General features: G+C 65.9%; 16 protein-coding genes and 3 pseudogenes. 11 read left to right on the forward strand and 8 right to left on the reverse strand.

What is annotated here, in order from left to right; translation table 11 throughout:
- Positions 1–65: 65 nt before the first annotated feature.
- The 8 genes and pseudogenes from ACETMP_RS30865 (at position 66) to ligA (ending at position 12,110) form a co-directional block, all read left to right on the forward strand.
- Positions 66–1,052, forward strand: a complete 987-nt coding sequence (locus tag ACETMP_RS30865; protein WP_375159088.1) for a D-alanine--D-alanine ligase — start codon at positions 66–68, stop codon at positions 1,050–1,052.
- Between the two features lie 350 nt (positions 1,053–1,402).
- Positions 1,403–2,431, forward strand: a complete 1,029-nt coding sequence (locus tag ACETMP_RS30870) for a cell division protein FtsQ/DivIB (RefSeq protein WP_028138068.1) — start codon at positions 1,403–1,405, stop codon at positions 2,429–2,431.
- Positions 2,428–3,750, forward strand: coding sequence for a cell division protein FtsA (gene ftsA / locus ACETMP_RS30875; RefSeq protein ID WP_375159089.1), 1,323 nt, complete (start codon positions 2,428–2,430; stop codon positions 3,748–3,750). The genes ACETMP_RS30870 and ftsA overlap by 4 nt, the downstream gene beginning before the upstream one ends.
- A gap of 87 nt (positions 3,751–3,837) precedes the next feature.
- Positions 3,838–5,641 (forward strand): annotated as a pseudogene (ftsZ, locus tag ACETMP_RS30880) (cell division protein FtsZ).
- 361 nt (positions 5,642–6,002) lie between these two features.
- Complete coding sequence (gene lpxC, locus ACETMP_RS30885) at positions 6,003–6,965, forward strand: UDP-3-O-acyl-N-acetylglucosamine deacetylase (protein ID WP_375159090.1); 963 nt, start codon at positions 6,003–6,005, stop codon at positions 6,963–6,965.
- Positions 6,966–7,211: 246 nt separating this feature from the next.
- Positions 7,212–8,102 (forward strand): outer membrane protein assembly factor BamD, encoded by an 891-nt coding sequence (locus ACETMP_RS30890; protein ID WP_375159091.1) that lies wholly within the window; start codon positions 7,212–7,214, stop codon positions 8,100–8,102.
- A 13-nt stretch (positions 8,103–8,115) separates the two neighbouring features.
- A complete protein-coding gene (gene recN / locus ACETMP_RS30895; protein ID WP_375159092.1) occupies positions 8,116–9,801 on the forward strand; it encodes a DNA repair protein RecN in 1,686 nt (561 codons plus the stop codon).
- A gap of 160 nt (positions 9,802–9,961) precedes the next feature.
- Positions 9,962–12,110: pseudogene (gene ligA, locus ACETMP_RS30900) on the forward strand (NAD-dependent DNA ligase LigA).
- 168 nt (positions 12,111–12,278) lie between these two features.
- On the opposite strand, the gene ACETMP_RS30905 reads toward ligA, so the two are convergent.
- Together ACETMP_RS30905 and ACETMP_RS30910 are read right to left on the reverse strand one after the other, a co-directional pair.
- On the reverse strand, positions 12,279–13,553 hold the full coding sequence (locus tag ACETMP_RS30905) for a multidrug effflux MFS transporter (protein ID WP_375159093.1): 1,275 nt from the start codon (positions 13,551–13,553) through the stop codon (positions 12,279–12,281).
- A gap of 282 nt (positions 13,554–13,835) precedes the next feature.
- Positions 13,836–15,665 carry an aminopeptidase P family protein gene (locus ACETMP_RS30910; protein WP_375159094.1) on the reverse strand — a complete coding sequence of 610 codons (1,830 nt, stop codon included), beginning with the start codon at positions 15,663–15,665 and terminating at the stop codon, positions 13,836–13,838.
- A 187-nt stretch (positions 15,666–15,852) separates the two neighbouring features.
- On the opposite strand from ACETMP_RS30910, the gene ACETMP_RS30915 reads away from it, so the two are divergent.
- Positions 15,853–16,032, forward strand: a complete 180-nt coding sequence (locus ACETMP_RS30915) for a hypothetical protein (protein WP_375159095.1) — start codon at positions 15,853–15,855, stop codon at positions 16,030–16,032.
- Positions 16,033–16,124: 92 nt separating this feature from the next.
- On the opposite strand, the gene ACETMP_RS30920 is transcribed toward ACETMP_RS30915, so the two are convergent.
- Positions 16,125–17,012, reverse strand: a complete 888-nt coding sequence (locus ACETMP_RS30920; protein WP_375159096.1) for a 50S ribosomal protein L11 methyltransferase — start codon at positions 17,010–17,012, stop codon at positions 16,125–16,127.
- Positions 17,013–17,174: 162 nt separating this feature from the next.
- Here ACETMP_RS30920 and ACETMP_RS30925 point away from each other — a divergent pair, with 162 nt between their 5' ends.
- Positions 17,175–17,330, forward strand: a complete 156-nt coding sequence (locus tag ACETMP_RS30925; RefSeq protein ID WP_155253828.1) for a Flp family type IVb pilin — start codon at positions 17,175–17,177, stop codon at positions 17,328–17,330.
- Positions 17,331–17,620: 290 nt separating this feature from the next.
- Here ACETMP_RS30925 and ACETMP_RS30930 read toward each other — a convergent pair whose 3' ends face one another.
- Positions 17,621–19,231 carry a phytoene desaturase family protein gene (locus ACETMP_RS30930; protein WP_375159097.1) on the reverse strand — a complete coding sequence of 537 codons (1,611 nt, stop codon included), beginning with the start codon at positions 19,229–19,231 and terminating at the stop codon, positions 17,621–17,623.
- 226 nt (positions 19,232–19,457) lie between these two features.
- On the opposite strand from ACETMP_RS30930, the gene ACETMP_RS30935 reads away from it, so the two are divergent.
- Positions 19,458–21,737 (forward strand): fused MFS/spermidine synthase, encoded by a 2,280-nt coding sequence (locus tag ACETMP_RS30935; protein WP_375159098.1) that lies wholly within the window; start codon positions 19,458–19,460, stop codon positions 21,735–21,737.
- 227 nt (positions 21,738–21,964) lie between these two features.
- Here the strand turns inward: ACETMP_RS30935 and ACETMP_RS30940 are convergent.
- The 4 genes and pseudogenes from ACETMP_RS30940 to ACETMP_RS30955 form a co-directional block, all read right to left on the reverse strand.
- Positions 21,965–22,977, reverse strand: a pseudogene (locus tag ACETMP_RS30940) (glycerophosphodiester phosphodiesterase).
- 39 nt (positions 22,978–23,016) lie between these two features.
- The gene (locus tag ACETMP_RS30945) at positions 23,017–23,814 is read right to left on the reverse strand and encodes a L,D-transpeptidase (protein ID WP_375159099.1); all 798 of its coding nucleotides are present in this window, start codon (positions 23,812–23,814) and stop codon (positions 23,017–23,019) included.
- A gap of 384 nt (positions 23,815–24,198) precedes the next feature.
- Positions 24,199–24,960: an ABC transporter permease gene (locus tag ACETMP_RS30950; protein ID WP_257176067.1), complete on the reverse strand. Its 762-nt coding sequence runs from the start codon at positions 24,958–24,960 to the stop codon at positions 24,199–24,201.
- A complete protein-coding gene (locus tag ACETMP_RS30955; protein ID WP_375159100.1) occupies positions 24,957–25,880 on the reverse strand; it encodes an ABC transporter ATP-binding protein in 924 nt (307 codons plus the stop codon). Before ACETMP_RS30955 ends, ACETMP_RS30950 begins: the two co-directional genes overlap by 4 nt.
- Positions 25,881–26,131: the final 251 nt, after the last annotated feature.

The raw sequence follows: 26,131 nt of genomic DNA on the forward strand, positions 1-26,131 counted from the left end.
CCCGGATCTCGAGATTCCTGGGTCTGGTGCTGCGCACCATCCCGGAATGACTAATGCGAGGAAACATGCGCATCACCATCCTCTTCGGCGGCTCCAACCGGGAGCGTCTTGTCTCGGTCGCCTCGGCGCAGGCGCTGCATCAGGCGCTGCCCGAGGCGGATCTCTGGTGGTGGGACGTCGAGGACAAGGTGCATGTCGTGCAGTCCAAGCAACTGCTCGAACATGCTCGCCCCTTCGAGGACGAGTTCAAGCCGGGCACGCGCGGCATTCCCTTGGAGCAGGCACTCGACCAGGCCAAGGCCGAGGGGCGCGTGCTGGTGCTCGGTCTGCATGGCGGGCGTGCCGAGAACGGCGAATTGCAGGTGATGTGCGAGGCGCGCGGCGTGCCCTTCACCGGCTCAGGCTCGGCCTCCTCGCATCTTGCCTTCGACAAGGTCGCGGCCAAGCGGTTTGCCGCCCTCGGCGGTGTGACGCCGCCGGCAAACGTTGCGCTCGACAACATCGACGAGGCCTTTGCCGAATACGGCAGGCTGATCGCGAAGCCGGCGCGCGACGGCTCGAGCTACGGCCTGATCTTCGTCAACGCCAAGCAGGATCTCGTCGCCGTCCGTAGCGCGGCCAGGCACGAAGAGTATGTCATCGAGCCCTACATCGCCGGCGTCGAGGCGACCTGCGGTGTGCTGGAGCGCACCGATGGCTCGATCATCGCGCTGCCGCCGATCGAGATCATTCCGGGCGAGGGCAATTTCGACTACGCCGCGAAATATCTCCTGAAATCGACCCAGGAGATCTGCCCCGGCCGTTTCGCGCCCGAGATCACCGCCGCGCTGAAGGCGCAGGCGATGCTGGCGCACCGCGCGATGTCATGCACCGGCTATTCCCGGTCGGATTTCATCGTCTCGGACAAGGGCCTCGTCTTTCTCGAGACCAACACGCTGCCCGGGCTGACCAAGTCCTCGCTCTACCCCAAGGCGCTGAAAGCCGAGGGGATCGCATTCGTCGACTTCCTGCGCGACCTGGTGGAGCTCGCGCAGCGGGGTGTGCGGAAATAATTAGGACTGGTTAACGGCCGGATCGGCGAAACGGGCCGGTTTGGCGTCCAAAACCGGTAAAATGCCGGACATCGCGGCATAAATGCCTCACATGGCGGGGCAAAATGCGCCGGACGTTAACGAATTTTACCTTTTGTTTACCAGGACGTCCGAAGGTTAACGCTGGCGGCGCATATGGCGCTTTGGCTGCCGGCGCGTGAGCTGTCGCGGGTGATGTCACCTCCAGCGAACGCTTTGAAGGGGAGAGGTTTTCTTCTGCTGAAGACCAGCACCCGGCCCGGCACGTCCAGGACGTCATGTTCGCCAGGATCCGCGCGATGTCGCGGCCAAACTGTTGACGAGCTCGTGCAATGGATGGAGCAGGAAGCCTCACCCGGTCTCTTTTCAGATCGCTGAGGCCCCAAGCTGACCTGAAGGCGGCCGCTGTCGGAGCGGTCGTGCTTCTGCGCGAGTGGGTGCAGGACAAGCGCCAGGAAAGACTTGAGGCGGCGCGCGCCGCCGCCAAGGACAAGACCAGGGCAAAGGCCGTCGTCGAGCGCGAGCCGCCGCCGCGCGTGGTCGCGCTGGTCGAGCGCTATCTGCCGCGCCGTGTCGGAATCAGCATGACCGTTCTGCTGCTGATCGGCAGCTGCGGCTTCGGCATCGTCAAGGGCGGCCATCTCCAGGATTTCATCACCGCGGTCAGCGACGCCCGCAACGCGCTGGCCAATTCCGCCGGATTCCGCATCACCTCCGTCGTGATCAACGGCCGCAAGCAGCTCACCCAGGACGAGATCCTGGCGATCGGCGGCGTCAGCGGCCGGTCTTCGCTGCTGTTCCTCGACGCCGACGCGGTGCGCGACAAGCTCAAGGCCAATCCCTGGATCGCGGATGCGACCGTGCTGAAGCTCTATCCGGGCCAGCTCATGATCGAGCTCACCGAGCGCAAGGCGTTCGCGCTGTGGCAGGAGGCCGGCCGGCTCTCGGTCATCGCCGATGACGGCGCCGTGCTCGAGCCCTACGTCTCGCGTCGCTTCCTGACGCTGCCGCTCGTGGTCGGCAAGGGCGCCGAGACCCAGGCGCGCGATTTCCTGGCGCTGCTGGCGCGCTATCCGCAGGTCAATGCGGTGACGAAAGCCGCGATCTACGTCGGCGAGCGGCGCTGGAATCTGAGGCTCAAGGACGGTCTCGACATCCGTCTGCCCGAGCAGGACGTCGGCAACGCGCTCGCGATGCTGTCCAGGCTCGACAAGGAGGACAGGCTGTTCTCCCGCGACATCGTCGCCGTCGACATGCGCCTGCCCGATCGGCTGGTGGTGCAGCTGTCCGAGGACGCCGCCAAGGCGCGCGAGGATCTGTTCAAGGACAAAAAGAAAAAGAAGGCCGGGGATTCCGCATGACCGGTCTCGATCGCACCCAGACGCCGAAGACGCGCCCGATGCCGCACAAGCGCGGCGGCCTCGTCGCCTGCCTCGACATCGGCACCAGCAAGATCGCCTGCATGATCGCGCGGCTGAAGCCGTCGCCGCCGAGCGAGGCGCTGCGCGGCCGCACCCATGCGGTGGAATTGATCGGATACAGCCAGATCCAGTCGCGCGGCATGAAGGCCGGCGCGGTGATCGATCTCGGCGAATGCGAGCAGGCGGTGCGCCAGGCCGTCGCGCTCGCGGAGAAGATGGCCAAGGTGCGGGTCGAGTCCGTGCTGCTCTCGGTCTCCGGCGGCCGGCTGTCCGGCCAGCTGGTCGAAGCCGCCGCCGACATCCGGGGTGGTGCCGTGACGCAGGCCGACGTCAGCCGCGTCACCTCCACCGGCATGCGTCACGCCACCGGCGAGGGCCGCACCGTGCTGCACGCGCTGCCGGTCGGCTACACGCTCGATGGCGTCAAGGGCATCCGCGACCCCCGCGGCATGGTTGCCCATCAGTTCGGCGTCGACATGAACGTCGTCACCTGCGACGCCACCGTGGCACGGAACCTGATGCTGGCGGTCGAACGCTGCCACATCAATGTCGAAGCCATGGCGGCGAGCCCTTATGTGGCCGGCCTGTCGGTGCTGACCGACGACGAGGCCGATCTCGGCGCTGCCGTCGTCGAGATGGGCGCCGGCACCACCACGATTGCCGTTTATTCAGGCGGCCGTTTCGTGCATGCGGCGGGTTTTGCGGTCGGCGGGCAACACATCACGATGGATCTGGCGCGCGGACTCTCCGCGACCATTGCCGATGCCGAGCGAATCAAGACGTTATACGGCACCGTCATCACCGGCGGATCGGACTCGCGTGAGCTGATGTCTGTGCCGACAGCCGGTGACGAGCAGGATCTGCCGCAGATCGTCTCCCGCGCCACCATCGCCAACATCGTCAAGCACCGTGCCGAGGAAGTCTTCGAAATGGTTCGGGACAAGCTGAAGGATTCGCCCTTCGCCTCAGAGCCCAACGGCCGCGTCGTGCTCTCGGGCGGAGCCTCGCAGCTCACCGGCCTCGTCGAGCTCGGCACCCAGATTCTCGGCCGGCCCGTGCGGGTCGGACGTCCGCTCGGCTTCGGCCGGCTGCCCAACGAGGCGAAGAACGCCGCGTTTGCGGTGCCGGCCGGACTCCTCGTCTACCCGCAATATGTTCACCTCGAACATGTCGAACCGCGGCATACGCGGCACCAGGTCAAGACAGGGACCGGCGGTTATTTCGGAAAGGTCGGACGATGGCTACGCGAGGGCTTCTGATGATTCATTTCCGCAATTCCCGACTTTCACCAACACCCGCGGCCGCCGGCCGGGGCGAACCCACGCGCGCGTGATCGAGAGGCAACCATGACCATCAGCATCAATGTTCCTGATATTCACGAACTGGAAGCCCCGGATCACCGTGTTCGGCGTCGGCGGCGCCGGTGGCAACGCCGTCAACAACATGATCACGGCCGGCCTTCAGGGCGTCGACTTCGTGGTCGCCAACACCGACGCGCAGGCGCTGACGATGTCGAAGGCGCAGCGCATCGTGCAGATGGGCACCGCGGTCACGCAAGGCTTGGGTGCCGGCTCGCAGCCGAACGTCGGCGCCGCGGCGGCGGAAGAGGTGATCGACGAGCTGCGCGACCATCTCTCGGGCGCCAACATGGTGTTCGTCACCGCCGGCATGGGCGGCGGCACCGGCACCGGCGCGGCTCCCGTCATCGCCAAGACCGCGCGCGACATGGGCATCCTCACCGTCGGCGTCGTGACCAAGCCGTTCCACTTCGAGGGCGGCCGCCGCATGCGCACGGCCGAAGCCGGCATCGCCGAGCTGCACAAGGTCGTGGACACGCTGCTGATCATCCCGAACCAGAACCTGTTCCGGGTCGCCAACGAGAAGACCACCTTCGCCGACGCCTTCGCGATGGCCGACCAGGTACTCTACTCGGGCGTCGCCTGCATCACCGACCTGATGGTCAAGGAAGGCCTGATCAACCTCGACTTCGCCGACGTCCGCGCCGTCATGCGCGAGATGGGCAAGGCGATGATGGGCACCGGCGAAGCCTCCGGCGACAAGCGCGCGCTGACCGCCGCGGAAGCCGCGATCGCCAACCCGCTGATCGACGATAGCTCGATGAAGGGCGCCAAGGGCCTCCTGATCTCGATCACCGGCGGCAAGGACCTCACTCTGTTCGAGGTCGACGAAGCCGCGACCCGTATCCGCGAGGAAGTCGACCAGGACGCCAACATCATCGTCGGCGCGACCTTCGACGAAGCGCTCGACGGCCTGATCCGCGTCTCGGTCGTCGCCACCGGCATCGAGCAGGCCGCGATTGCCCGCAACAGCCAGGCCACCTCCGCCCCCGTCGCAAACCCGGCGCCGCAGGCGCAGCAAGCGCCCGCAGCCCCGGCCGCGGCGGCCGAGAGCCGTCTCGCCGACCTGACCGCGCGGCTTCGCGCCGACAACCAGCGCATGGCGGAGCGCGCCCAGAAGCTGGAAGCGCAGATCCCGGCCGCAAGCCAGGCTCCGGTTGCTGCCGCGCCGATGGCGCCCCGTCCGAACGTCGAGCGCGCCGCGCTCGCCGCCATCGCGGCTGCCGTTGCCGACGTTCCGCAGGCCCCGGCGCCGATGCAGACCTACGGCGACGTCACCGTGCGTCCGATCGCGCAGAAGCCGACCCTGTTTCCGGAGCCCGAGCAGGCCCCGGCCGTGATGCAGGAGCCGATGACGCCCGAAACCTTCATCCCGCCGCAGGCCGAGCGCCCGGTCCGTACGCCCAGGATGCCGCGCATCGACGAGCTGCCGATGCCGGCCCAGGCCGAGCTTCGCCAGGCTCGCGGTGAGGTCGAGGAGGAGGCGCCGCAGAAGAGCCGCCTGTCGTTGCTGCAGCGCCTCGCCAACGTCGGCCTCGGCCGTCGCGACGAGGAAAGCGAGGCGCCGGTTGCGGCCCGCACCACCGGCCCCGCGATGCCGCCGCTGCCCGAGCGCCGGCCGCAGAAGACCGTGGCGCAGCAGATCGCATCGAGCGACCCGGTATCCGAGTACGCTCGCCGTCCGGCCCCGCAGGGATTGGACATGCATGGCCGTCCCGCGCCTGTTGCGCCGGCGCTACAGGGCGACGACCATCTTGATATCCCGGCCTTCCTGCGGCGGCAGGCGACCTGAGGATTGTTACAATAAGGCGGACGAAAATAGGTCCCGGCAACCAGGTTGCCGGGACCTTTCCTTTGCTTCCGGGCACACCCGGATTGTGCAATCAAGCAGCTGATTTTAAATGATTAATTACGCGTTTGGGTGTTCGGTAGAATTGCCGGCAGCGGCCCAAAAGCTCGGCGCAATTTGGTTAAGCCTTGGCGCGAATACGGCGGGTTTGGGGTAACAATCGGTAAAAAAGCGTGAGTTGGCGCTGTTTGGGGCAGTGATTATGGTTTGCCGTGACTTGGGGATACGGATTCGCGGCGCCGGCACTGGCCGGGCAAGTTGGTCTCGTATAAGTCGCAATGGGTCGTAGTGGGGCGGGTTCCTGATGAAATTTAGCCGGCAAACAACGCTTGGTGCGCAAGCCTCCGTGGCAGGCGTGGGCGTTCATTCCGGTCTTCCCGTCACTCTCACGCTTGGGCCCGCGCCTGTCGACGCGGGTTTTGTTTTTATCCGGACAGGCCTCGAGGGAAGTGATCGCGAAGTTCAGGCGACGGCCGATCAGGTGATCGCGACCGACTTCGCCACCGTCCTCGGCGATCGCAGCGGTCCGCTGGTGTCCACTGCCGAGCATGTTCTTGCTGCACTGCGGGGCATGGGTGTCGACAACGCCACCATCGAGATCGACGGTCCGGAAGTGCCGATCATGGACGGCAGCGCCGCGGCCTTCATTGCGGCGATCGACCAGGCTGGCATAGTGACCCAGCCGGCCCAGCGCCGCTTCATTCAGGTCTTGAAGCCGGTCTCGGTCAAGATCGGCGATTCCTTCGGCGAAATCAGGCCCCATGCCAACGGGTTCTGTGTCGAGGTCGAGATCGACTTCACCAATCCCGTCATCGGCCAGCAGGCTTACACTTTCGACCTCAACCCGGAACGTTTCCGCCGCGAAGTCGGCCGGGCCCGGACCTTCGGTCTGATGTCCGATGTCGCGCGGCTCTGGAGCGCGGGTTATGCCCTCGGCGCCTCCTTCGACAACACCGTCGTGTTCGACGACGAGCGGCTGCTCAACACCGAGGGCCTGCGCTACGCCGATGAATGCGCCCGCCACAAGGTGCTGGACGTGATCGGCGATCTCTCGCTGGCCGGCCTGCCGCTGCTGGGCGCCTACCGCTCGGTGCGTGGCGGCCACAAGCTCAACCACGCCGTCCTGACTGCGTTGCTGGCCGACCGGACCGCCTGGCGGGTGGTCGAGGGCGAGGCGATCCGCCGCACCACGCGTCCCGTGGGCGAAGTTGGCCGCGGGATCGTCGGCGGCCGGGTTGCGGCGGCCTACGGGCCGGACGTGTCCTGAACAGAGCAGTTGCCGCGGGCCTCCGGCCGCGGCGCACCCCCGGGAAACTCCTGGTAACCATGATCGGCTAGCATTGCGGCAAGTTCGCCTTAATCCGGGCGAATTGCCTGCCTATCCGGTTGGTTAAAGATCGCTTTTCGGATCCATCGGCGTGGTCGCATGGCAGGCACCACGGCACCATTTCGCGCTCGTGACGGGGTCATGGGCTGGCGGGCACCGCATCACAGGGCGTCAGGGCTTAAACTCATGTCGGCACAGCGTATGACGCGCGGATACTTCTCGATCTCCTTGCGAGTTCGTGGGCTGCTTCAGGCCGTCGCCTTCATCCTGCTCGCGCTGCCGCTGGCCGGCTGCGGCACCGGCTCGCTCTGGGACAAGTTCACCGCCAAGGACGACACCTTCGTCGAGGAGCCCGCCGACAAGATCTACAATGAGGGCCTGTACCTCATGAACGAGAAGAAGGACATGAAGGCGGCGAACAAGAAGTTCGAAGAGGTCGACCGCCAGCATCCTTATTCCGACTGGGCCCGTAAATCGCTGCTGATGTCCGCCTATGCGTCCTATCAGGGCGGCGACTACGATGGCTGCATCGGCGCGGCCACCCGCTACGTCACGCTGCATCCCGGCAGCCCGGATGCGGCCTATGCGCAATATCTGATCGCGGCCTCTCATTACGACCAGATCCCGGACATCAGCCGCGACCAGACCCGTACCGAGAAGGCGATCGCCGCGCTGGAAGAGGTGGTGCGCAAATATCCGAACTCGGAATACGCGACCTCCGCCAAGGCCAAGATCGAAGGTGCGCGCGATCAGCTCGCCGGCAAGGAAATGAATGTCGGCCGCTACTACGCGCAGAAGCGCGACTACACGGCGGCGATCAACCGTTACAAGACCGTCGTCACCCAGTACCAGACCACCCGCCATGTCGAGGAGGCGCTGTACCGGCTGACCGAAGCCTATATGGCGATCGGCATCGTCGGCGAGGCGCAGACCGCGGCGGCCGTGCTTGGCCACAATTTTCCTGACAGCCGCTGGTACAAGGACGCCTATAATCTTGTAAAATCCGGCGGTCTCGAGCCGAGCGAGAATCAGGGGTCCTGGATCAGCAAGACCTTCAAGAAGATGGGCCTCGGCTAGGAAATTTGGTTCCATGCTGGCGCGTCTATCGATCCGCGACATCGTCCTGATCGAACGGCTCGATATCGAATTCGCAACGGGCCTTGCGGTTTTGACCGGCGAGACCGGTGCGGGCAAATCCATCCTGCTCGATGCCTTTGCGCTGGCGCTCGGTGGCCGCGGCGACGCCGGCCTCGTGCGCCACGGCGCGGAGCAGGGGCAGGTCACCGCCGTGTTCGACGTCCCCAAGAATCACCCTGCGGCGAAGATCCTCGCCGAGAACGGCCTCGACGACACGAGCGTTGACGAATCTTGCGAGATGATATTGCGCCGCGTGCAGCTCGCCGACGGCCGCACCCGCGCCTTCATCAACGACCAGTCGATCAGCGTGCAGACGCTGAAGGCGGTCGGCGCCGCCCTGGTCGAGATTCACGGCCAGCACGACGAGCGTGCGCTGGTCGATGCCGCCACCCATCGCCGCCTGCTCGACGCCTTCGCCGGCCTGGAGAAGGACGTCGCCGCGGTCGAAGCGCTGTGGGACGCACGGCGGACCGCCAACACCGCGCTGGAGGCGCATCGCGCCGGCATGGAGCGCGCCGCGCGCGAGGCCGATTATCTGCGCCACGCCGCGGCCGAGCTGAAGCAGCTCGCGCCCAGGGACGGCGAGGAGACCTCGCTCGCCCACCGCCGGAGCACCATGATGCAGGGCGAGAAGATCGCCTCCGATCTGCGCGAGGCGCAGGAGGCGGTCGGCGGCAACCATTCGCCGGTCGCGGCCCTCTCGGCCGCGGTGCGCCGGCTGGAGCGCCGCGGCGTCAATTCGCCGGCCCTGGTCGAGCCGGCCGTCAAGGCGATCGACGCCGCGATCAACGCGCTGGAGGAGGCCGACCAGCATCTCCAGGCCGCCTTGGCCGCAACCGATTTCGATCCGGCCGAGCTCGAACGCATCGAGGAGCGGCTGTTCGCCTTGCGCGCCGCCTCGCGTAAATATTCGACGCCGGTCGACGGGCTCGCCGCGCTCGCCGCCAAATATGCCGCCGACGTCGTGCTGATCGACGCCGGTGCCTCGCAATTGAAGAAGCTGGAGCAGGCCGCGATCGAGGCAGATGGCCGCTATGCCGCCGCCGCCAAGAAGCTGTCGGCGGCGCGGCAGAAATCGGCCGAGAAGCTCAACAAGGCCGTCAATGCCGAGCTCGCGCCGCTCAAGCTCGAACGCGCCAGGTTCATGACCCAGGTCGAGACCGACGAGGCCGCACCGGGGCCGCAGGGCTTCGACCGCGTCGAGTTCTGGGTCCAGACCAATCCGGGCACCAAGCCGGGGCCGCTGATGAAGGTCGCTTCGGGCGGCGAGCTGTCGCGCTTCCTGCTCGCGCTCAAGGTCGTGCTGTCCGACCGCGGTTCGGCGCCGACGCTGGTGTTCGACGAGATCGACACCGGCGTGGGCGGTGCGGTGGCCGACGCCATCGGCGCGCGCCTGGCGCGCCTGGCGGGCAAGGTCCAGGTGATGGCCGTGACCCACGCCCCGCAGGTCGCCGCCCGCGCCGACCAGCATCTGCTGATCTCCAAGGACGCCCTCGACAAGGGCAAGCGCGTCGCCACCCGCGTCAATGCGCTCGCCGCCGACCACCGCCGCGAGGAAATCGCCCGCATGCTGGCAGGGGCGGAGATTACGGCAGAGGCGAGGGCCGCTGCGGAGCGGTTGCTGAAGGCGGCGAGTTAGGCTTCGTGTCCTGGACGCGCGTAGCGCGAGCCGGGACCCAGAATGCCGCCCCGTGGGCCCCGGCTCTGCAGCGCACCGCTGAAGAAGCGCTGCGCTGCGTCCGGGGCGCGAGAGTTCTTCCGACTTTACCCTTCCGCCCGCTCCGTCGTATCCAAGCACCATGGCCAGAGCAGCAAAATCGAAACCGCTTCGCGACGTCGCCGATCTCACCAAGGCCCAGGCCAAGGTCGAGCATATGCGGTTGTCGCCTCGAGATCGAGGGGCACAACGAACGCTATTATCAGGAGGACGCGCCCACCGTCACCGATGCCGAATACGACGCGCTGCGCCAGCGCCTCAACGCCATCGAGAAGCGTTTCCCGGAGCTCGTCAGCGCGGACTCGCCCTCGCAGAAGGTGGGCGCCGCGCCGTCGGGGCGCTTCAGGAAGGTGCGGCATTCCGTTCCGATGCTGTCGCTCGACAACGCCTTTGCCGAAGAAGACGTGCGCGACTTCGTCGGCCGCATCGTGCGCTTCCTCAAGCTCGACGACGGCAAGGTCGATTTCTCCGCCGAGCCGAAGATCGACGGCCTCTCGATGTCGTTGCGCTATGAAGACGGCGAGCTCGTCACCGCGGCGACGCGCGGCGATGGCGCGGTGGGCGAGGACGTCACCGCCAACATCCGCACGCTCGAAGACGTGCCGCAGAAGCTGAAGGGCCGCAACGTCCCGGAGATCTGCGAAGTGCGCGGCGAGGTCTACATGACCAAGAAGGCGTTCCTCGCGCTCAACGAACGGCAGAAGGCCGAAGGCGGCACGATCTTCGCCAATCCGCGCAACTCGGCCGCGGGCTCGCTGCGGCAGAAGGATCCGACCATCACCGCCTCGCGCCCCCTCGGCTTCTTCGCCTATGCCTGGGGCGAGATGAGCGCGATGCCGGCGGAGACGCAGAGCGGCATGATCGGCTGGTTCGAGCGCTGCGGCTTCAAGACCAACCCGCTGACCAAGCTCTGCCATTCCATCGAGGGACTACTCGCCTTCCATCATGCGATCGAGGAGCAGCGCGCAAGGCTCGACTACGACATCGACGGCGTCGTCTACAAGGTCGACCGCATCGACTGGCAGGAGCGGCTCGGCTTCGTCTCGCGAACGCCGCGCTGGGGCATCGCGCACAAATTCCCGGCCGAGCGCGCCATGACGGTGCTGCGCGACATCGAGATCCAGGTCGGACGCACCGGCTCGTTCACGCCCGTCGGCAAGCTCGAGCCGGTCGGTGTCGGCGGCGTGATCGTGCAGAACGTCACGCTGCACAACGAAGACTACATCAAGGGCATCGGCAACAAGGGCGAGGTGCTGCGCGAGGGGCGCGACATCAGGATCGGCGACACCGTCGTGATCCAGCGCGCCGGTGACGTCATCCCGCAGGTGGTCGACGTCGTGCTCGACAAGCGGCCGAAGTCCGCCAGGGAATTCCACTTCCCGAAGAAGTGCCCATGTCCGCTGCACACCGACGTGGTGCGCGAGGAGACGGCGGCGGGCGAAGAGGGCTCGCGTGCCCGCTGCACCGGCGAGTTCGCCTGCCCCTATCAGAAGATCGAGCACCTCAAGCTGTTCGTCTCGCGCCGGGCTTTCGACATCGACGGTCTCGGCGAGAAGCAGCTGCAATATTTCTTCGACGAGGGATGGGTCAAGGAGCCCGCCGACATCTTCACGCTGGAGAAGCGCAATTCCAGGCTCAAGCTCGAAGAGGTCGAGGGCTACGGCGCGACCTCGGTGCGCAATCTGTTCGGCGCCATCGAGAGCCGGCGCAGGATCGCGCTGGAGCGCTTCGTCTACGCGCTCGGCATGCGCCATGTCGGCGAGACCACGGCGCTGGCGCTGGCGCGCGGCTACGGCTCCTGGGATGCCTTCCACGATGCCTGCCTCAAGGTCGCCAACGGCGACGAGGAGGCGATCGCCGAGATGGACGCGCTCGATCAGATCGGCGACACCGTGATCAGGAGCATCGCCGATTATTTCGGCGAGAGCCACAATCGCGGCATCGTCGAGCGGCTGACCAAGGAGGTCGAGATCGTCGACGCCGAGAAGCCGAAGAGCAATTCGGCCGTCGCCGGCAAGACCGTGGTGTTCACGGGGTCGCTGGAGAAGATGACGCGGGATGAGGCCAAGGCCACCGCAGAGCGCTTGGGGGCGAAGGTCTCGGGCTCGGTGTCGAAGAAAACCGATCTCGTCGTCGCCGGACCGGGCGCCGGGTCGAAGCTGGCGGAGGCCAACAAGCACGGCGTCAAGGTGCTGACCGAGGACGAGTGGCTGAAGCTGATCGGGGAGTGAGGTTCGCTCCGCTCGCGCCTCTTGCTCTGCTGTCATTCCCCGCGAAGGCGGGGAATCCAGTACGCCGCGGCTTCTCCGTATTCGTTCGGCGTCTCTGGAATACTGGATCCCCCGCCTTCGCGGGGGATGACACTGAGGGTGTTGCAACGGCCGTCGCTCAACCGACAGCTACATCATCCCGCTCTCTTCCTCCTCCGCCTGCTCGATCAGCGCCTCGCTCACCGTCACTTCGCGGCGGGGGACGATGAAGATCATCATGCAGGCACAGAGCAGCGAGATGGCGACGACGGCCGAGGTCAGCGGCAGCGTCGTGGTCGAGTGGCCGCCCAGATAGGCTCCGAATTGCGACATCAGCGCGCCGATCCCCTGTTGCAGAAAGCCCATGGCGCCCGAGGCGGCGCCGGCGGCTTCGGGACGGATGCTGATCGCGCCGGCGGCGGAATTCGCCATCACGAAGGCATTGCCGACCATGACGATCATCTGCGTGCCGAACAGCCAGCTTGGGGTCCCGTTCCACCCGGTGAAGCTCCACAGCAGGTTCAGCAGGCTGCCGCAGATCTGGAGTGCGAGCCCGAACCAGATCAGCTTCTCCAGCGAATGCCGCGGCGCAAAGCGCACGCAGAGCAGGTTGCCGACGAGAAATGCAAACCCCGTTGTCGCGAACCAGGCGCCGTACTCGGCGCTGGTCCGGCCCATCTGCGTTACCACGATATAGGGGCCGCCGCCCGCGAAGGTGAAGATGATCTGCGAGGCCAGCACCTGGCACATCACATAGCCGACGAAGGCGCGGCTCCTGATCAGGATGGCGACGTCGCCGCGGAAGCCGCCGCCGGCGGCGCGGTTGCGCCGCGTTTCGGGCAGCGCCACCGCGATGCCGACGGCGACGATGATTGCGGCGATGGTGATGGCGTAGAAGATCGCGCGCCAGCCGAACGCCGTCTCGATCAGGCCGCCGGTGAGCGGAGAAACCATCTGTCCGATCATCAGCGCCGCGACCACCAGGCTGATCATCGAGGCGACGCGGTCGCGCTCATAGATGTCGCGGATGATGGCGCGGCTCACCACCATGCCGGCGGCGCCGCCCAGGGCTTGGAAGAAGCGGGCCGCGATCAGCTGCGGCAGGGTTTCGGCAAAGATGCAGGCGATGCTGGCCGCCACCATCAGCGCCAACCCTCCGAGCAGCACCGGGCGCCGTCCGAACCGGTCGGACAGCGGGCCCATGATCAGCTGCGACAACGCGATGCCGACCATGTAGAGCGACACCGTCATCTGCGCGATCGAGATGTCGCTGCTGAAAGTCGTCGCCAGCACCGGCAGCGCCGGAACAAGGATGTAGAGCGAGATCGGCGCGATCCCGGTCATCACGACCAGCAGCAGCAGCACCCCGCGCGAGGTCGCGAGGTTGCGCGTCCCTTCCGGCGGCTTGCTGATGATGCCGTGCATGCGTGCTCGTCTCGTTGAATTCGAATCGACTGTAGCGTCGTTGCACAAGACGGATATCGGCATTTCGGAATGCGGCTATACGGATTCCGGGATGGTATGCTGGAGCCACGATGTTCGCTCCAGCCTCCGCTGTCGTTCCCCGCGAAAGCAGGGAATCCAGTACGCCGCGGCTTCTCTGGATACGTTTGCTGTCTCTGGAATACTGCATGCCCGCCTGGGCGGGGCATGACAGCAGCGAATGAAGAGGCAGCCTTGCACAATCCGCCTAGCGCTATGCGCGCGTTACGTCTTCAGCTCCGCCGTCGCCCGATCGAGCCAGGCCCGGGTCGCCTCGTCCAGCGCCGGCCCGACCTCGGATCGCACGCGCGCGTGGTAGGCGTTGAGCCAGTCGAGCTCATCCTTGCTCAGCATCGCGGCATCGATCAGCCGGCGGTCGATCGGTGCGAGCGTCAGCGTCTCGAACGCGTTCATCGGCTTCTCGGCGCCCTTGATGTCGGCGGAGACCACCAGCTCGAGGTTCTCGATGCGGATGCCGAAACCATCGGTCTTGTAGTAGCCGGGCTCGTTGGAGAGGATCATGCCGCGCTTCAGCGGCGTGGTGCCGAGCTTCGAAATGCGCGCCGGCCCTTCGTGCACCGAGAGATAGCTGCCGACGCCGTGGCCGGTGCCGTGCTCGAAATCGACGCCGGCGGCCCAGAGATATTGCCGTGCCAGCGTGTCGAGCTGCGCGCCGGTGGTGCCGTCCGGGAAGACCGCGCGCGCGATCGCGATATGGCCGCGCAGCACGCGCGTAAAGCGGTCGCGCATCTCGGCGGTCGGCTCGCCCACGGCCATGGTGCGGGTGACGTCGGTGGTGCCGTCCTCGTATTGCGCACCGGAATCGATCAGCAGGAGGTCGCCGGACGCGATGCGCCGGTTGCTCTTGCGCGTGACGCGGTAGTGCACGATGGCGCCGTTCGGGCCGGTGCCGGAGATGGTCGGAAACGAGACGTCCTTCAGCGCGCCGGTGTCGCGGCGAAACGTCTCCAGCGCCTCGACCGCGTCGATCTCGGTCAGCTTGCCGCTTGGCGCTTCGCGGTCGACCCACGCCAGGAAGCGCGCCAGCGCCAGGGCGTCGCGCCGATGCGCGGTCTGCGTCCCCTTGATCTCGGTCGCGTTCTTGACCGCTTTCAGCAGCGCAATCGGATCGCTGCCGCGCACCGGCTTGCCACCGGCGCTCGCGATCAGCCGGCTGAGCGCGTCGGCTGCGGTGGCGCTGTCCAGTGCGATCGATCCGCCGCCCTTGGCCAGCGCCATCAGCGTCGGCGCCATCGCGTCGGGCTCGCGCACGTCGGCGGACTGCTCGAGATGGTCGCGCGTCAGGTTGGAGAGCTTGCGGTGATCGATGAAGATGGTGGGACGTCCGTCTTTCGGCACCAGCGCATAGGACAGCGGCAGCGGCGTATGGGCGACGTCGGCGCCGCGGATGTTGAAGGTCCAGGCGACCGCGTGGCTGTCGGACAGCACCAGCGCGTCGACGCCGAGCTTGCCGATCTCGCCTCTGATCTGCGCCAGCTTCTCGGCTTCGGTGACGCCGGCGTGCTGGAGCCCGTGCACGGCGACGGGGGCGAGCGGCGGCTGCGGACGGTCCTGCCAGATCGCGTCGATCGGATTGCTGTCGACGGCAACCAGCTCGGCGCCGGCCTTGGCGCAGGCGGCAGACAGCCGCTCGGCTGCCGCAAAAGTGTGCAGCCACGGATCGAATCCGAGGCGGTCACCGGCTTTCAGATGCGCCGACACCCAGCTCTCCGGCGGCGGGTCGATCAGCGATTCCACCGCCCATGCCTTTGCATCGATCTGCTTGGCGGCCTGAAGCGTATAGCGGCCGTCGACGAACAATGCGGCTTCCTGCGCCAGAACTACCGCGAATCCCGCCGAGCCTGTGAAACCGGTCAGCCAGGCCAGCCGTTCTTCCGACGGTGGCACATATTCGTTCTGCTGCTGATCGGCGCGCGGAACGATGAAGCCGGCGAGCTTGCGACGGGCGAGTTCTTCGCGAAATGCGGCCAGCCGTGCCGTCAATGCGACGCCGGCCTCCGGCTCCTCGAATGTCTGGAAGTGTGCTTCGAACATGGTGGATCACTTTAGGATCATGGGGACGAGTCCGCAATCTGGACGCAATTTGCGTCGCATCTGGCATGGACTGTGCTTGGATGGTTCCACTTGAATTGAGTGGGGTAAAGGATGCGGCAGCCGCGCTTCGTCCGGATGACAGCGAAATTCGAGCAGGTGGTTCATCTCAACGGCGAGGGGACACACGATGCCAGCATTCACGTTTGAGAAGATTTCCCCGCCCGCGCGCCGGGCCCCGACTGCGGCGCCACCGAAGAAGCCGCGCAGCGTCATCAGCCAGATGATCGACCGCATCGCCGAGCGTCGCGCCAGGCGCGCCTTGCAGGTCGAGCGGGCAATGCGCCAAGACGACAAGCCGGCGGAGTAGGGCGGCCACGGTGCCGTAGGTGGGTTAGCCGAAGGCGTAACCCACCGCTTTGGTGCCGCATGCGTTGGCGGATTACGCTTCGCTAATCGGCCCTACGGCATCTTCCGCAGCAACAGGCTGCTCCACCCCTCGATCCGCAGATGCTTCAACGGCACGAGGCGGCGGGCGCGATAGGCGGCGATCACGGCAGGGGCCTGATGCGTCAGCAGGCCGGAGAGGATGACGCGTCCGCCGGGCGCGAGATGCCGTGCCATCGGGCCCGCCAATTGCCTCAGGGGATTGGCAAGGATGTTGGCCAGCACCAGGTCGAACGGACCGGCCTGTCCAAAATCCGGCGCGCCGAAGCCGGTCGCGCGGATCACCCGCACACGGTTGCCGACTTCATTCAGCGAGGCGTTCTCGGAGGCCACCCGCACCGAGGGCGGATCGATGTCGGAGGCGAGCACGGCGCGATGCAGCGCCTTTGCCGCAGCGATCGCCAGCACGCCGGTCCCGGTGCCGAGGTCGAGCAGGTTCCTTGGGCTTGAACTCTTCAGGACATGGTCAAGCAACAGTAAACAGCCACGCGTCGTGCCGTGATGGCCGGTGCCGAAGGCGAGCGCTGCCTCGATCTCGATGGCGAGCTTGTTCGGCGCCACGCGGTCGCGGTCATGACTGCCATGCACGACGAAGCGCCCGGCCGGGACGGGCACGAGATCCTCCAGGCTGGCCCTGACCCAGTCCCTGGCCTCGACAATGTCGAAGGCGAGCGTCGCGGCGATCTCATTTCCTGCTGATGTTGCAATGAGTTCGCGCAGCCATGCGGCATCGGGCGCCGCGGCGAAATGGAGCGTGACGTCCCATTGTCCGTCCGGCCGCTCGAAGGCCGCAACCGCCGCGTCGCCCTCGAAAAACACCTCCGTGAGCACGTCGACGACGCGCCTGGCGTCGGCCTCGCTGCCGATCGAAAAGCTGGCGCGATGGGTTGGAGCAGGCTGCATTCAGGGTTCCGTTGCGTTGAATTTTTGCAATTTTTGCCGACAGTTTTCCGTGCAAGTTGCGGTTCCCGGGTTTACCCGGCTGAAGGTTCCGCCTCGTACATTCTCGGATGTCGAATGAAGCCAACACAGCTTGGAATTGAAACGGAGGCAGTCTTGAAGAGCATGATTCAGAAGTTCTGGTCGGATGAGTCCGGTGCGACGGCGATCGAATACGGTCTGATTGCCGCGGGCATCGCCCTGGCGATCATCACCGTGGTGAACAGCTTGGGCAGCACCATGAACGAGAAGTTCACGTCGATTAGCACCAACCTGAAGTAAATTCCGCCTCCTTTCCCAGCGGGGGCTGCTTTTTCTTCCGAGGCTATCCTGATCGCCGCCCGCCAGGGGAATTCCCCTGGCGGGCGAGGTCATTCCCGACGCCGCTTTTCCGATATTCACAGCTTATACGCTGCTCGTCGGCACGCTATCCACCGGTTATCCCGCGGCTTATCCCGCAATTGTCCCTACAATTATCCACCCTCTCCCCCGGTGGTCCGGACGCCATGGTCCAAGCATCCGCGGCTTGTCCACAGACCGTTCAACAGCCTGTCCAGAAGCAGTCCACAGATCTATCCACGGCGTCCGAACAGCGACCGGTGATCCCTGAGGATCGCCTGCGCGGCGTTATGGCCGGGCGCACCGGTGACGCCGCCGCCGGGATGGGCCCCTGAGCCGCAATGATAGAGGCCTCGCAACGGCCCGCGATAATCGGCATGGCCCAGCATTGGCCGTGCCGAGAACAGCTGATTCAAGGTCAGCGCGCCGTGGAAGATGTCGCCGCCGAGGAGGCCGAATTGCCGTTCGAGGTCGAGCGGGGACAGGATCTGGCGGCCCAGCACGCTCGCCGCAAAACCCGGCGCGTATTTGTCCACCGTCGCGATCATGAGATCGGCGACCTCCTCGCGATGGTTGTCCCAGGACTTTCCATCCGGAAGCTCCGGCGCGACGTGCTGGCAGAACAGGCTCGCGACGTGCTGTCCCGCGGGCGCCAGCGTGTCGTCGAGCGTGGAGGGGATCAGCATCTCGACCACGGGCTCTCGGCTCCAGCCCTGCGCCCGCGCATCGAGATAGGCGCGGTCCATGTAGGGAAGGCTCGGCGCCAGGATAATGCCGGACGAGAGATGATCGCCTTCGCCCGGCAGCGCTGTGAAGGAGGGCAGGCGATCCAGCGCCACGTTCATGCGGAAGGTGCCGGAGCCGTTCTTCCAGTGCCGGATGCGGGCGAGGAAGTCCGCAGGCAGCGCCTCGGCCGCAATCAGCTGCGTGTAGAGCAGCTTCGGATTGACGTTGGCCGCGACATAATTTGCGCGGATCGCCTCGCCGGTCTCCAGCACGATTCCGACCGCGCGGTCACGCTCGACGATCACCTCGCGCACGCCGGCATCCGTGTCGATCACGACGCCGCGGTCGCGCGCCGCGCGCGCCATCGCCTGCGTGATCGCGCCCATGCCGCCGATAGCATGGCCCCAGACGCCCTTCTTGCCGTTCACCTCGCCGAAGGCGTGATGCAGCATCACATAGGCCGAGCCGGCGGCGTAGGGGCTGGCATAATTGCCGACGATGGCGTCGAAGCCGAACAGCGCCTTGACCAGATCATGCTCGAAACGTTCATCCAGCATTTCGCCGGCCGAGCGGGTGAAGAGATCGAGCAGGCTGCGGCTCTGTTCCAGCGTGAGGCCGCGCAGGATGCTGGCGGTCTTCCAGGCGTTGACGCCTTCGCGCAACGCCGCCGTGCCAAAGCCATCGACGAGGTTCGGCGGCGCGCGCAGCACGAACTGCCTGAGCACGTCGGCGATGTCTTCCAGCTCGCGCGAAAACCCGTCGAGCGCGCTGGCGTCATGCGCACTCAGTCGCGCGACCGACGCTGTCGTCCGGCCCTCCCCGGTGAGGAGATAGCTGCCGTCGGGCGCGGGCAGGAAATTCTGGGCGCGCCGTTCCACGATGCGCAGGCCCTGCTCGGCGAGCTTGAGGTCGCGGATCACCTGCGGATTGAGCAGGCTCACCGTGTAGGCCGCCACCGAATTGCGGAATCCCGGATGAAACTCCTCCGTGACCGCTGCACCGCCGACCACCTTGCGGCGCTCGACCACGTGCACGCGCAGGCCGGCCATGGCGAGATAGGCCGCGCAGGTGAGGCCGTTATGGCCAGCGCCGATGATGACGACGTCGGTTTCGGTCATGACTTCCTTGGCGTCATTCCGGGGCGCGCGAAGCGCGAACTATGGTGCGCGGTTGCGCACCGGAGAATCTCGAGGTTCCGGGTTCGATGCTACGCATCGCCCCGGAACGACCCTCTTATATCAAGCATTCCTCGCTGCAACACCACGCCCCCTTTGTTGCCCGTTCAGGCGCCTTGTGCTCCATTGCGCGCGTCCGGCGCCCGCCGGGTTCTGAGCCGGAGCTTCCATGGATTCGATCGTGCAACCCGCCGCCACGGAGCAGCCGTCCGCCTCGCGCAACCGGCTGGTGCTGACGGTCTACACCGCTGCGATCTTCGTCAGCGCGCTGCTGCTGTTCTCGGTGCAGCCGCTGTTCACGAAGATGGTGCTGCCGCGGCTCGGCGGCTCGCCGGCGGTGTGGTCGGTGGCGATGGTGTTCTTCCAGTCGCTGCTGCTGGCGGGCTATGCCTATGCGCATTTCCTGATGCAGGCGAGGAGCCGCGTCGTGCCGGTGGCCGTGCATCTGGTGCTGCTGATCGCGGCCTTCGTCATGCTGCCGCTCGGCATCGCCTCCGGCTATGGCGAGCCGCCGGCGTCCAACTATGCGTTCTGGCTGCTCGGCCTGTTCGTGGTCTCGATCGGCCTGCCGTTCTTTGCGCTCGCGGCCAACAATCCGCTGTTGCAGGCCTGGTTCGTCCGCACCGGCCATCCCGCCGGGCATGATCCCTATTTCCTCTATGCCTCCTCCAACATCGGCAGCTTCCTCGCGCTGCTGTCATATCCGTTCCTGCTGGAGCCGGTGTTCACGCTGCACACGCAGAACCGGCTCTGGACCGGCGGCTATGCCCTCTTGATCCTCCTGATCGGTGCCTGCGGTGTGTTGCTGCTGCGCTCGCCGAAACTTGCGATGGTCGACCCGAAAACCGAGGAGATCAATGCGCCGGCGCCGGCCTTCTTGACGCGGCTGCGCTGGATCTTCCTCGCCGCAGTGCCCTCGGGCCTGCTCATTGCCGTCACCGCGCACATCTCGACCGACGTCGCGGCGGCGCCGCTGCTGTGGGTGCTGCCGCTGTCGCTGTATCTGCTCACCTGGGTCGTCGTGTTCCAGTCGCGGCCGCTGCTGCCGCACAAATGGATGCTGACGCTGCAGCCGGTCGCGATCGCGGGCGTCGTCGTGCTGCTGGCCTTCGGCGGCGAGCAGAATCTGTTGCTGACGCTCGGCGGCCACCAATTGTGCTTCTTCGTCATCGCCATGGCCTGTCACGGCGAACTGGCGCGGACCCGGCCGGCCGCCAAATATCTCACCGGTTTCTATGTCGCGCTGTCGTTCGGCGGCATGGTCGGTGGCCTGTTTGCCGGTCTCCTCGCTCCCTTCACCTTCTCGTGGATCGCCGAATATCCGATCCTGGTCGCGCTCGCCGCGCTGTGCCGGCCGATTGCGAACGAACGGCTTGCCGGTGTCGTCAAATGGTACTGGCTGGCGCTCGCCGCGCTCGCGGTGGCGCTGGTCGTGCCGTCCACCACCACGGGCGGCGTCTCGACCTGGTTCGAGGATCACCGTGTCTGGGTTGCCGGCAGCGTCGGCGTGCTCGCGGCACTGCTGGCACTGGTGCTCAATGCCAGCCGCTGGAAGATCTTTGCCACGGTCGTGCTCGCGCTGGCCTTGATCCGCGTCTATCCCGCGGACGAGGGCCGCGTCACGACGGTGCGCAGCTTCTTCGGCGTGCACAAGATCGTGGTGACGCCCGGCGGATATTTCCACGTGCTGATGCATGGCACCACCATTCACGGCGCCGAGCGCTTCCGCAACAATGACGGCACGCCCGTCGCAGGCCCGCCCGAGCCGATCACCTATTATCACAAGGACGGCGGCATCGGTCAGGCCGTCAGCGCCATCCGCGAACGCAAGGGCGCCCCGCTCAAGGTGGCCGCGATCGGCGTCGGCTCGGGCACGCTCGCCTGTGCCGCCGCGCCCGGCGAGGACTGGAAATTCTTCGAGATCGACCAGTCGATGGTCGATGCCGCGCGCGATCCCAGAAATTTCCGCTACATATCGAGCTGCATGCCGGATATGAAGCCCGTGATCGGCGACGCGCGCCTCACCTTCGCCAAGGAGCCCGATGGCGCCTACGACCTCGTCATTGTCGATGCCTATTCGTCGGATGCAATCCCGATCCATCTCGCCACCGAAGAGGCGATGAAGATCTACAAGGACAAGCTCGCGCCGCACGGCGCCGTGGTGATGCACGTCTCCAACCGGCATCTCGATCTCGAGACCGTCGTGGTCGGCATCGCCGACGCCAATGATCTCAAGAGCTGGGTCTTCAACGAGGATTCCGGGCGCGATAGCGACTACATCTTCTCGACCGACGTCGTCATCTCGGCGCGCGAGGAAGCCGACATCGGCAGGCTCGCCACCTCCAAGTCGTGGGAGCAGACCGAAGCCGACGACAGGGTGCGGGTCTGGACCGACGATTATTCCAACATCCTGGGCGCGCTGCATCGACGCCTGCGCGACGGGGAGTGACGGTCCGTAGCCCGGATGCAGCGGAAGCGAAATCCGGGGCTGCGCTTGCGTGGGGCAAGATTCCCGGATTGCGCTACGCTCCATCCGGGCGACAAGGCTCTCGTGCCCCGGACGCTGCGCAGCACGAAGTGATGCGCTGCAGAGCCGGGGCCCACAGCGCGCCTTGCTGGCTCCCGGCTCAGCGGAGCAGCGTTGCACGCTGCGCCGCGTCCGGGACACGAGACCTCTTACGGCTCGACCGGCGTCCCCGCCGGCAACGCTATTCCTTTTCGCCGGCGACCTGCCGCAGCAGGTCGGGTTTGTCGGAAATGATCCCGTCAACGCCGAGCTCGATCATCCGCGCCATGTCTTCGCGCTTGTTGACCGTCCAGACCACCACGCGCAATCCGAGTCCGTGGGCCTCCGCGACGAGCGCGGCGGTGATATCGCCGAAATGGGGCGACCAGATCGCGCCGCCCGCTGCCTTGATCGTGCGCGGCAGCGAGCTGCCGTGATCGGCCGGATTGAAGCCGGCCGTCCAGTTCGTCCCCTTGTCCAGCGCCGCCGTCGGAGCCGAGCCGCGCTGGAGCGTCAGGTACGCCGTCGGTATCTTGGGCGACTGCTGCTGGACCAGCCGCAGGGTTCGCCAGTCGAACGACTGGATCATGACCCTGTCGGAAAACGCTTCGGCCTCGATCAGCGCCAGCAGCTTGGCGACAAAGGCCTGCGGATCGAGCGTTTCGTCCGGACGGTTCGGGTCGATCTTGGTCTCGATGTTGAAGCGCACACGCGCGTTGCCGGATTTTCGTACCAGCGCGAACAGCTCGCTCAAGGTCGGAATGCGCGTCCCCGGCAGCGCGCGCTGGTCGGGGAATTGTTTCGCGTAGGCACTATCCGGTCTGATCTGGCCGACGTCATAGGTCCTGACCTCGTCCAGCCGCAGCTTGACGAAAGGGGTGCCGGGCGGAGTGATGTAAGCGCCGTCGGCGCGGCGTGCGAGGTCAGGATTGAGCCCGCGTTCGTGCGACACGACGATTTCGCCGTCCGCGGTGACGCCGACGTCGAGCTCCAGCGTGTCCACGCCCATCGACAGCGCGTTGGCAAAGGCCGGCAGGGTGTTTTCCGGCAGCAGCGCCCGCCCGCCGCGATGCGCCTCGAGATCGAAGGCCATGGCTTGTTCTACGATGCCTCGTCCTGCAATGGCTTGTTCTGCGGTGAGAAGCGAGAGCACGGTCAGGATCGTGACGGCGCGTGACGGCATGGTGCCTCGGCCGGTGTGGTCGATTGGTGTGCGATTGCGTCAGTTCTGGTAGTAATAGCCGCGCGGCTGATAAACCTGCCGGGGCTGCGGCTGATGATAATAGCCCTGCTGGCCGTAACCCTGGTCGTAATAGGGTTGCGGCTGCTGCTGATAGACCTGCGCGTCATAGAGCGGACGGGTGGCCGAACGCGGCGCCGGATAGCGCGCGCCGGTGTCGCTGCCGTCGGCGGGATAGATGTAATTGTCGTCCTGCGGCATGTAGCGGCGCGCGGGCTGCGCCGGCGGCGACAGGTTCACGGGATCGCCCGATGTGGCGTACTGCTCTTCGGCGGGCTGCTGCGGAGCGCGGGCCACCGCAGCGTTGGCGCGGCCGCGCGGATTGCGCGCCAGCGCCACCTGTGCCGATCCGGTCAGCGTCACCTTGGTGTTGAGCACGCCCTGCTGCTGCACCAGCGCATAGAGTGTCGAAGCATTCTGGCGCGACAGCCGCACGCAGCCATGCGAGGCGGGCGAGCCGAGCCGGCCGACCGAATCCGTGCCGTGGATGGCGTGCCCGACCTTGGTGAAGAAGATCGCATGCGGCATCGGCGCGTCGTCGAATTCCTTGGAATAGTGATCCTCTTCCATGCGGAAGGCGCGGAACGCGCCGTTCGGCGTCTCGCGTGAGGGGACGCCTGTCGATACCGGCCAGCGATAGCGCGCCACGCCGTCGACCGCGACGGTCATCTGCTGATTGTCCTTGTCGACGGTGATCTCGACCTTGGCCTGCGCGGTGCCCGCGCTCAAAACCATCAGGGACGTCAAAGCAATGAAAAATGAACGCATCTGGAAACGCATTTGAATCCTGGCCTCCGGCCTTGTCTCGCTAGCCGCCGCGGCTCTCCGTCCCCGGCGTGCAATATGCCTGCAATCCGGCTTTGGTTCCAGCGGCCAGCCTGCCCATCGTTAACGTGATGCGGGGCGTAAGCAAGGCCGCTGGGTGCCGCGCCACGCGCGGCGGCGCTGACATTTTCGCGAGCCGGACGTGCGTTCGATGCCGACAATTCGTCACAAAGACGCAAACCATTCGGACCGCGCGGCGCGTTGACGATGTCACTTCGGTGCCTGCCGACCTCGTCATTCCGGGCGCGCGCAGCACGAGCCCGGAATCCATTCATCCACCAACCCGCCGCACAATGGATTCCGGGCTCGTGCTGCGCGCGCCCCGGAATCACAGAGCGGTCAGTTCTTCAGCCGATACCCCGTGCGGAAAATCCACCAGATCACGACGAGGCAGATCACCAGGAACGCCAGCGTCATGCCGACGCTGACGGCCATGCTGACATCCGCGATCTCGTAGAAGCTCCAGCGAAAGCCGGAGATCAGGTAGACGACCGGATTGAGCAGCGCCACCGTGCGCCAGGCGGGCGGCAGCATGTCGATCGAATAGAAGCTGCCGCCGAGGAAGGTCAGCGGTGTCACCACCAGCATCGGAATCATCTGCAGTTTTTCGAAGCCGTCGGCCCAGATACCGATGATGAAGCCGAACAGGCTGAACGTCACCGCCGTCAGCACCAGGAAGGCCAGCATCCAGACGGGATGGTGGATATGCAGCGGCACGAACAGGCCGGCGGTCGCCAGGATGATCAGGCCCAGAATGATCGACTTGGTCGCGGCGGCGCCGACATAGCCGAGCACGATCTCGAAGTAGGAGATCGGTGCCGACAGGATCTCGTAGATCGTGCCGGTGAATTTCGGGAAATAGATGCCGAACGAGGCGTTGGCGATGCTCTGCGTCAGGACCGAGAGCATGATCAGGCCCGGCACGATGAAGGTGCCGTAGCTGACGCCCTCGACCTGGCTGATGCGCGAGCCGATCGCGGCACCGAACACCACGAAATAGAGCGACGTCGAGACCACCGGCGAGACGATGCTTTGCAGCAGCGTACGCCAGGTGCGCGCCATTTCGAACAGATAGATGGCGCGGATGGCGCGATGGTTCATGACGTCCTCACGAGGTCGACGAAGATGTCCTCGAGCGACGATTGCGTCGTGTCGAGATCGTTGAAGCGGATGCCGGCGGTGCGGAGGTCGCCGAGCAGACTGGTGATGCCGGTGCGCTCGCCCTGGGTGTCATAATCGTAGACCAGCGTCGCGCCGCCATCGCAGAGCTCGAGCTCGTAATGGCGAAGGCTCTCCGGCAGCGCGGCGATCTTGCCCTGCAGATGCAGCGTCAGACGCTTCTTGCCGAGCTTCTGCATCAAGGTCGTCTTGTCCTCGACCAGCACGATCTCGCCCTTGTTGATGACGCCGATGCGGTCGGCCATCTCCTCGGCTTCCTCGATGTAATGGGTGGTGAGGATGATGGTGACGCCGGACTGTTGCAGGGTGCGCACCACCTCCCACATGCCCTTGCGCAGCTCGACGTCGACGCCCGCGGTGGGCTCGTCCAGGAACAGGATCTGCGGCTCGTGCGACAGCGCTTTCGCGATCATGACGCGGCGCTTCATGCCGCCGGACAGCGTGATGATCTTGCTGTCCTTCTTGTCCCACAGCGAGAGATCCTTCAGCACCTTCTCGATGTGTGCAGGATTCTTCGGCTTGCCGAACAGGCCGCGGGAGAAGCTGACAGTCGCCCACACGCTCTCGAAGGCGTCGGTGTGCAATTCCTGCGGCACGAGGCCGATCAGCGAGCGCGCCTTGCGGTAAGAGGACTGGATGTCCTCGCCGCCGACCAGCACGCGGCCTTCGCTCGGATTGGCGATGCCGCAGATGATGGAGATCAGCGTGGTCTTGCCGGCGCCGTTGGGCCCGAGCAGGGCGAAAATCTCGCCGCGCTTGATATCGAGATTGACGTTCTTGAGCGCCTTGAAGCCGGACCCATAGGTCTTGGACAGATTGGCGACGGAGATGATGGAGGACATGATGGCCGCAAGGCTGAGGGGCAAGGTTGGGGAGGGGGCCGGACCGGTCCCGGAGGGAGGTCAGCGGAGCCCTGAAATAGGAACGCACTTGCCGGCCCGCAATTCCCCGGAGAAAAATGGTCTCAAAACAGGCCCTTCGGTGGCAGGTTTCAGGCAAGTGTTGCGCGATGGTCACTGCTTGCGGCTAAGATTGTCGCTCACGCGGCTCTTTGTTGCGTCTGCGAGCAGGCCGTGGCTACGATTCCGGCCAG

The organism is Bradyrhizobium dasycarpum, from assembly GCF_042019905.1.
Taxonomy (GTDB): domain Bacteria; phylum Pseudomonadota; class Alphaproteobacteria; order Rhizobiales; family Xanthobacteraceae; genus Bradyrhizobium; species Bradyrhizobium japonicum_B.

Bases quoted from the DNA above. Each gene is read 5' to 3' on its own strand.
- ACETMP_RS30865 (WP_375159088.1), top strand. From the start codon at position 66: ATGCGCATCACCATCCTCTTCGGCGGCTCCAACCGGGAGCGTCTTGTC.
- ACETMP_RS30870 (WP_028138068.1), top strand. From the start codon at position 1,403: ATGGATGGAGCAGGAAGCCTCACCCGGTCTCTTTTCAGATCGCTGAGG.
- ftsA (WP_375159089.1), top strand. From the start codon at position 2,428: ATGACCGGTCTCGATCGCACCCAGACGCCGAAGACGCGCCCGATGCCG.
- lpxC (WP_375159090.1), top strand. From the start codon at position 6,003: ATGAAATTTAGCCGGCAAACAACGCTTGGTGCGCAAGCCTCCGTGGCA.
- ACETMP_RS30890 (WP_375159091.1), top strand. From the start codon at position 7,212: ATGTCGGCACAGCGTATGACGCGCGGATACTTCTCGATCTCCTTGCGA.
- recN (WP_375159092.1), top strand. From the start codon at position 8,116: ATGCTGGCGCGTCTATCGATCCGCGACATCGTCCTGATCGAACGGCTC.
- ACETMP_RS30905 (WP_375159093.1), bottom strand. From the start codon at position 13,553: ATGCACGGCATCATCAGCAAGCCGCCGGAAGGGACGCGCAACCTCGCG.
- ACETMP_RS30910 (WP_375159094.1), bottom strand. From the start codon at position 15,665: ATGTTCGAAGCACACTTCCAGACATTCGAGGAGCCGGAGGCCGGCGTC.
- ACETMP_RS30915 (WP_375159095.1), top strand. From the start codon at position 15,853: ATGCCAGCATTCACGTTTGAGAAGATTTCCCCGCCCGCGCGCCGGGCC.
- ACETMP_RS30920 (WP_375159096.1), bottom strand. From the start codon at position 17,012: ATGCAGCCTGCTCCAACCCATCGCGCCAGCTTTTCGATCGGCAGCGAG.
- ACETMP_RS30925 (WP_155253828.1), top strand. From the start codon at position 17,175: ATGATTCAGAAGTTCTGGTCGGATGAGTCCGGTGCGACGGCGATCGAA.
- ACETMP_RS30930 (WP_375159097.1), bottom strand. From the start codon at position 19,231: ATGACCGAAACCGACGTCGTCATCATCGGCGCTGGCCATAACGGCCTC.
- ACETMP_RS30935 (WP_375159098.1), top strand. From the start codon at position 19,458: ATGGATTCGATCGTGCAACCCGCCGCCACGGAGCAGCCGTCCGCCTCG.
- ACETMP_RS30945 (WP_375159099.1), bottom strand. From the start codon at position 23,814: ATGCGTTTCCAGATGCGTTCATTTTTCATTGCTTTGACGTCCCTGATG.
- ACETMP_RS30950 (WP_257176067.1), bottom strand. From the start codon at position 24,960: ATGAACCATCGCGCCATCCGCGCCATCTATCTGTTCGAAATGGCGCGC.
- ACETMP_RS30955 (WP_375159100.1), bottom strand. From the start codon at position 25,880: ATGTCCTCCATCATCTCCGTCGCCAATCTGTCCAAGACCTATGGGTCC.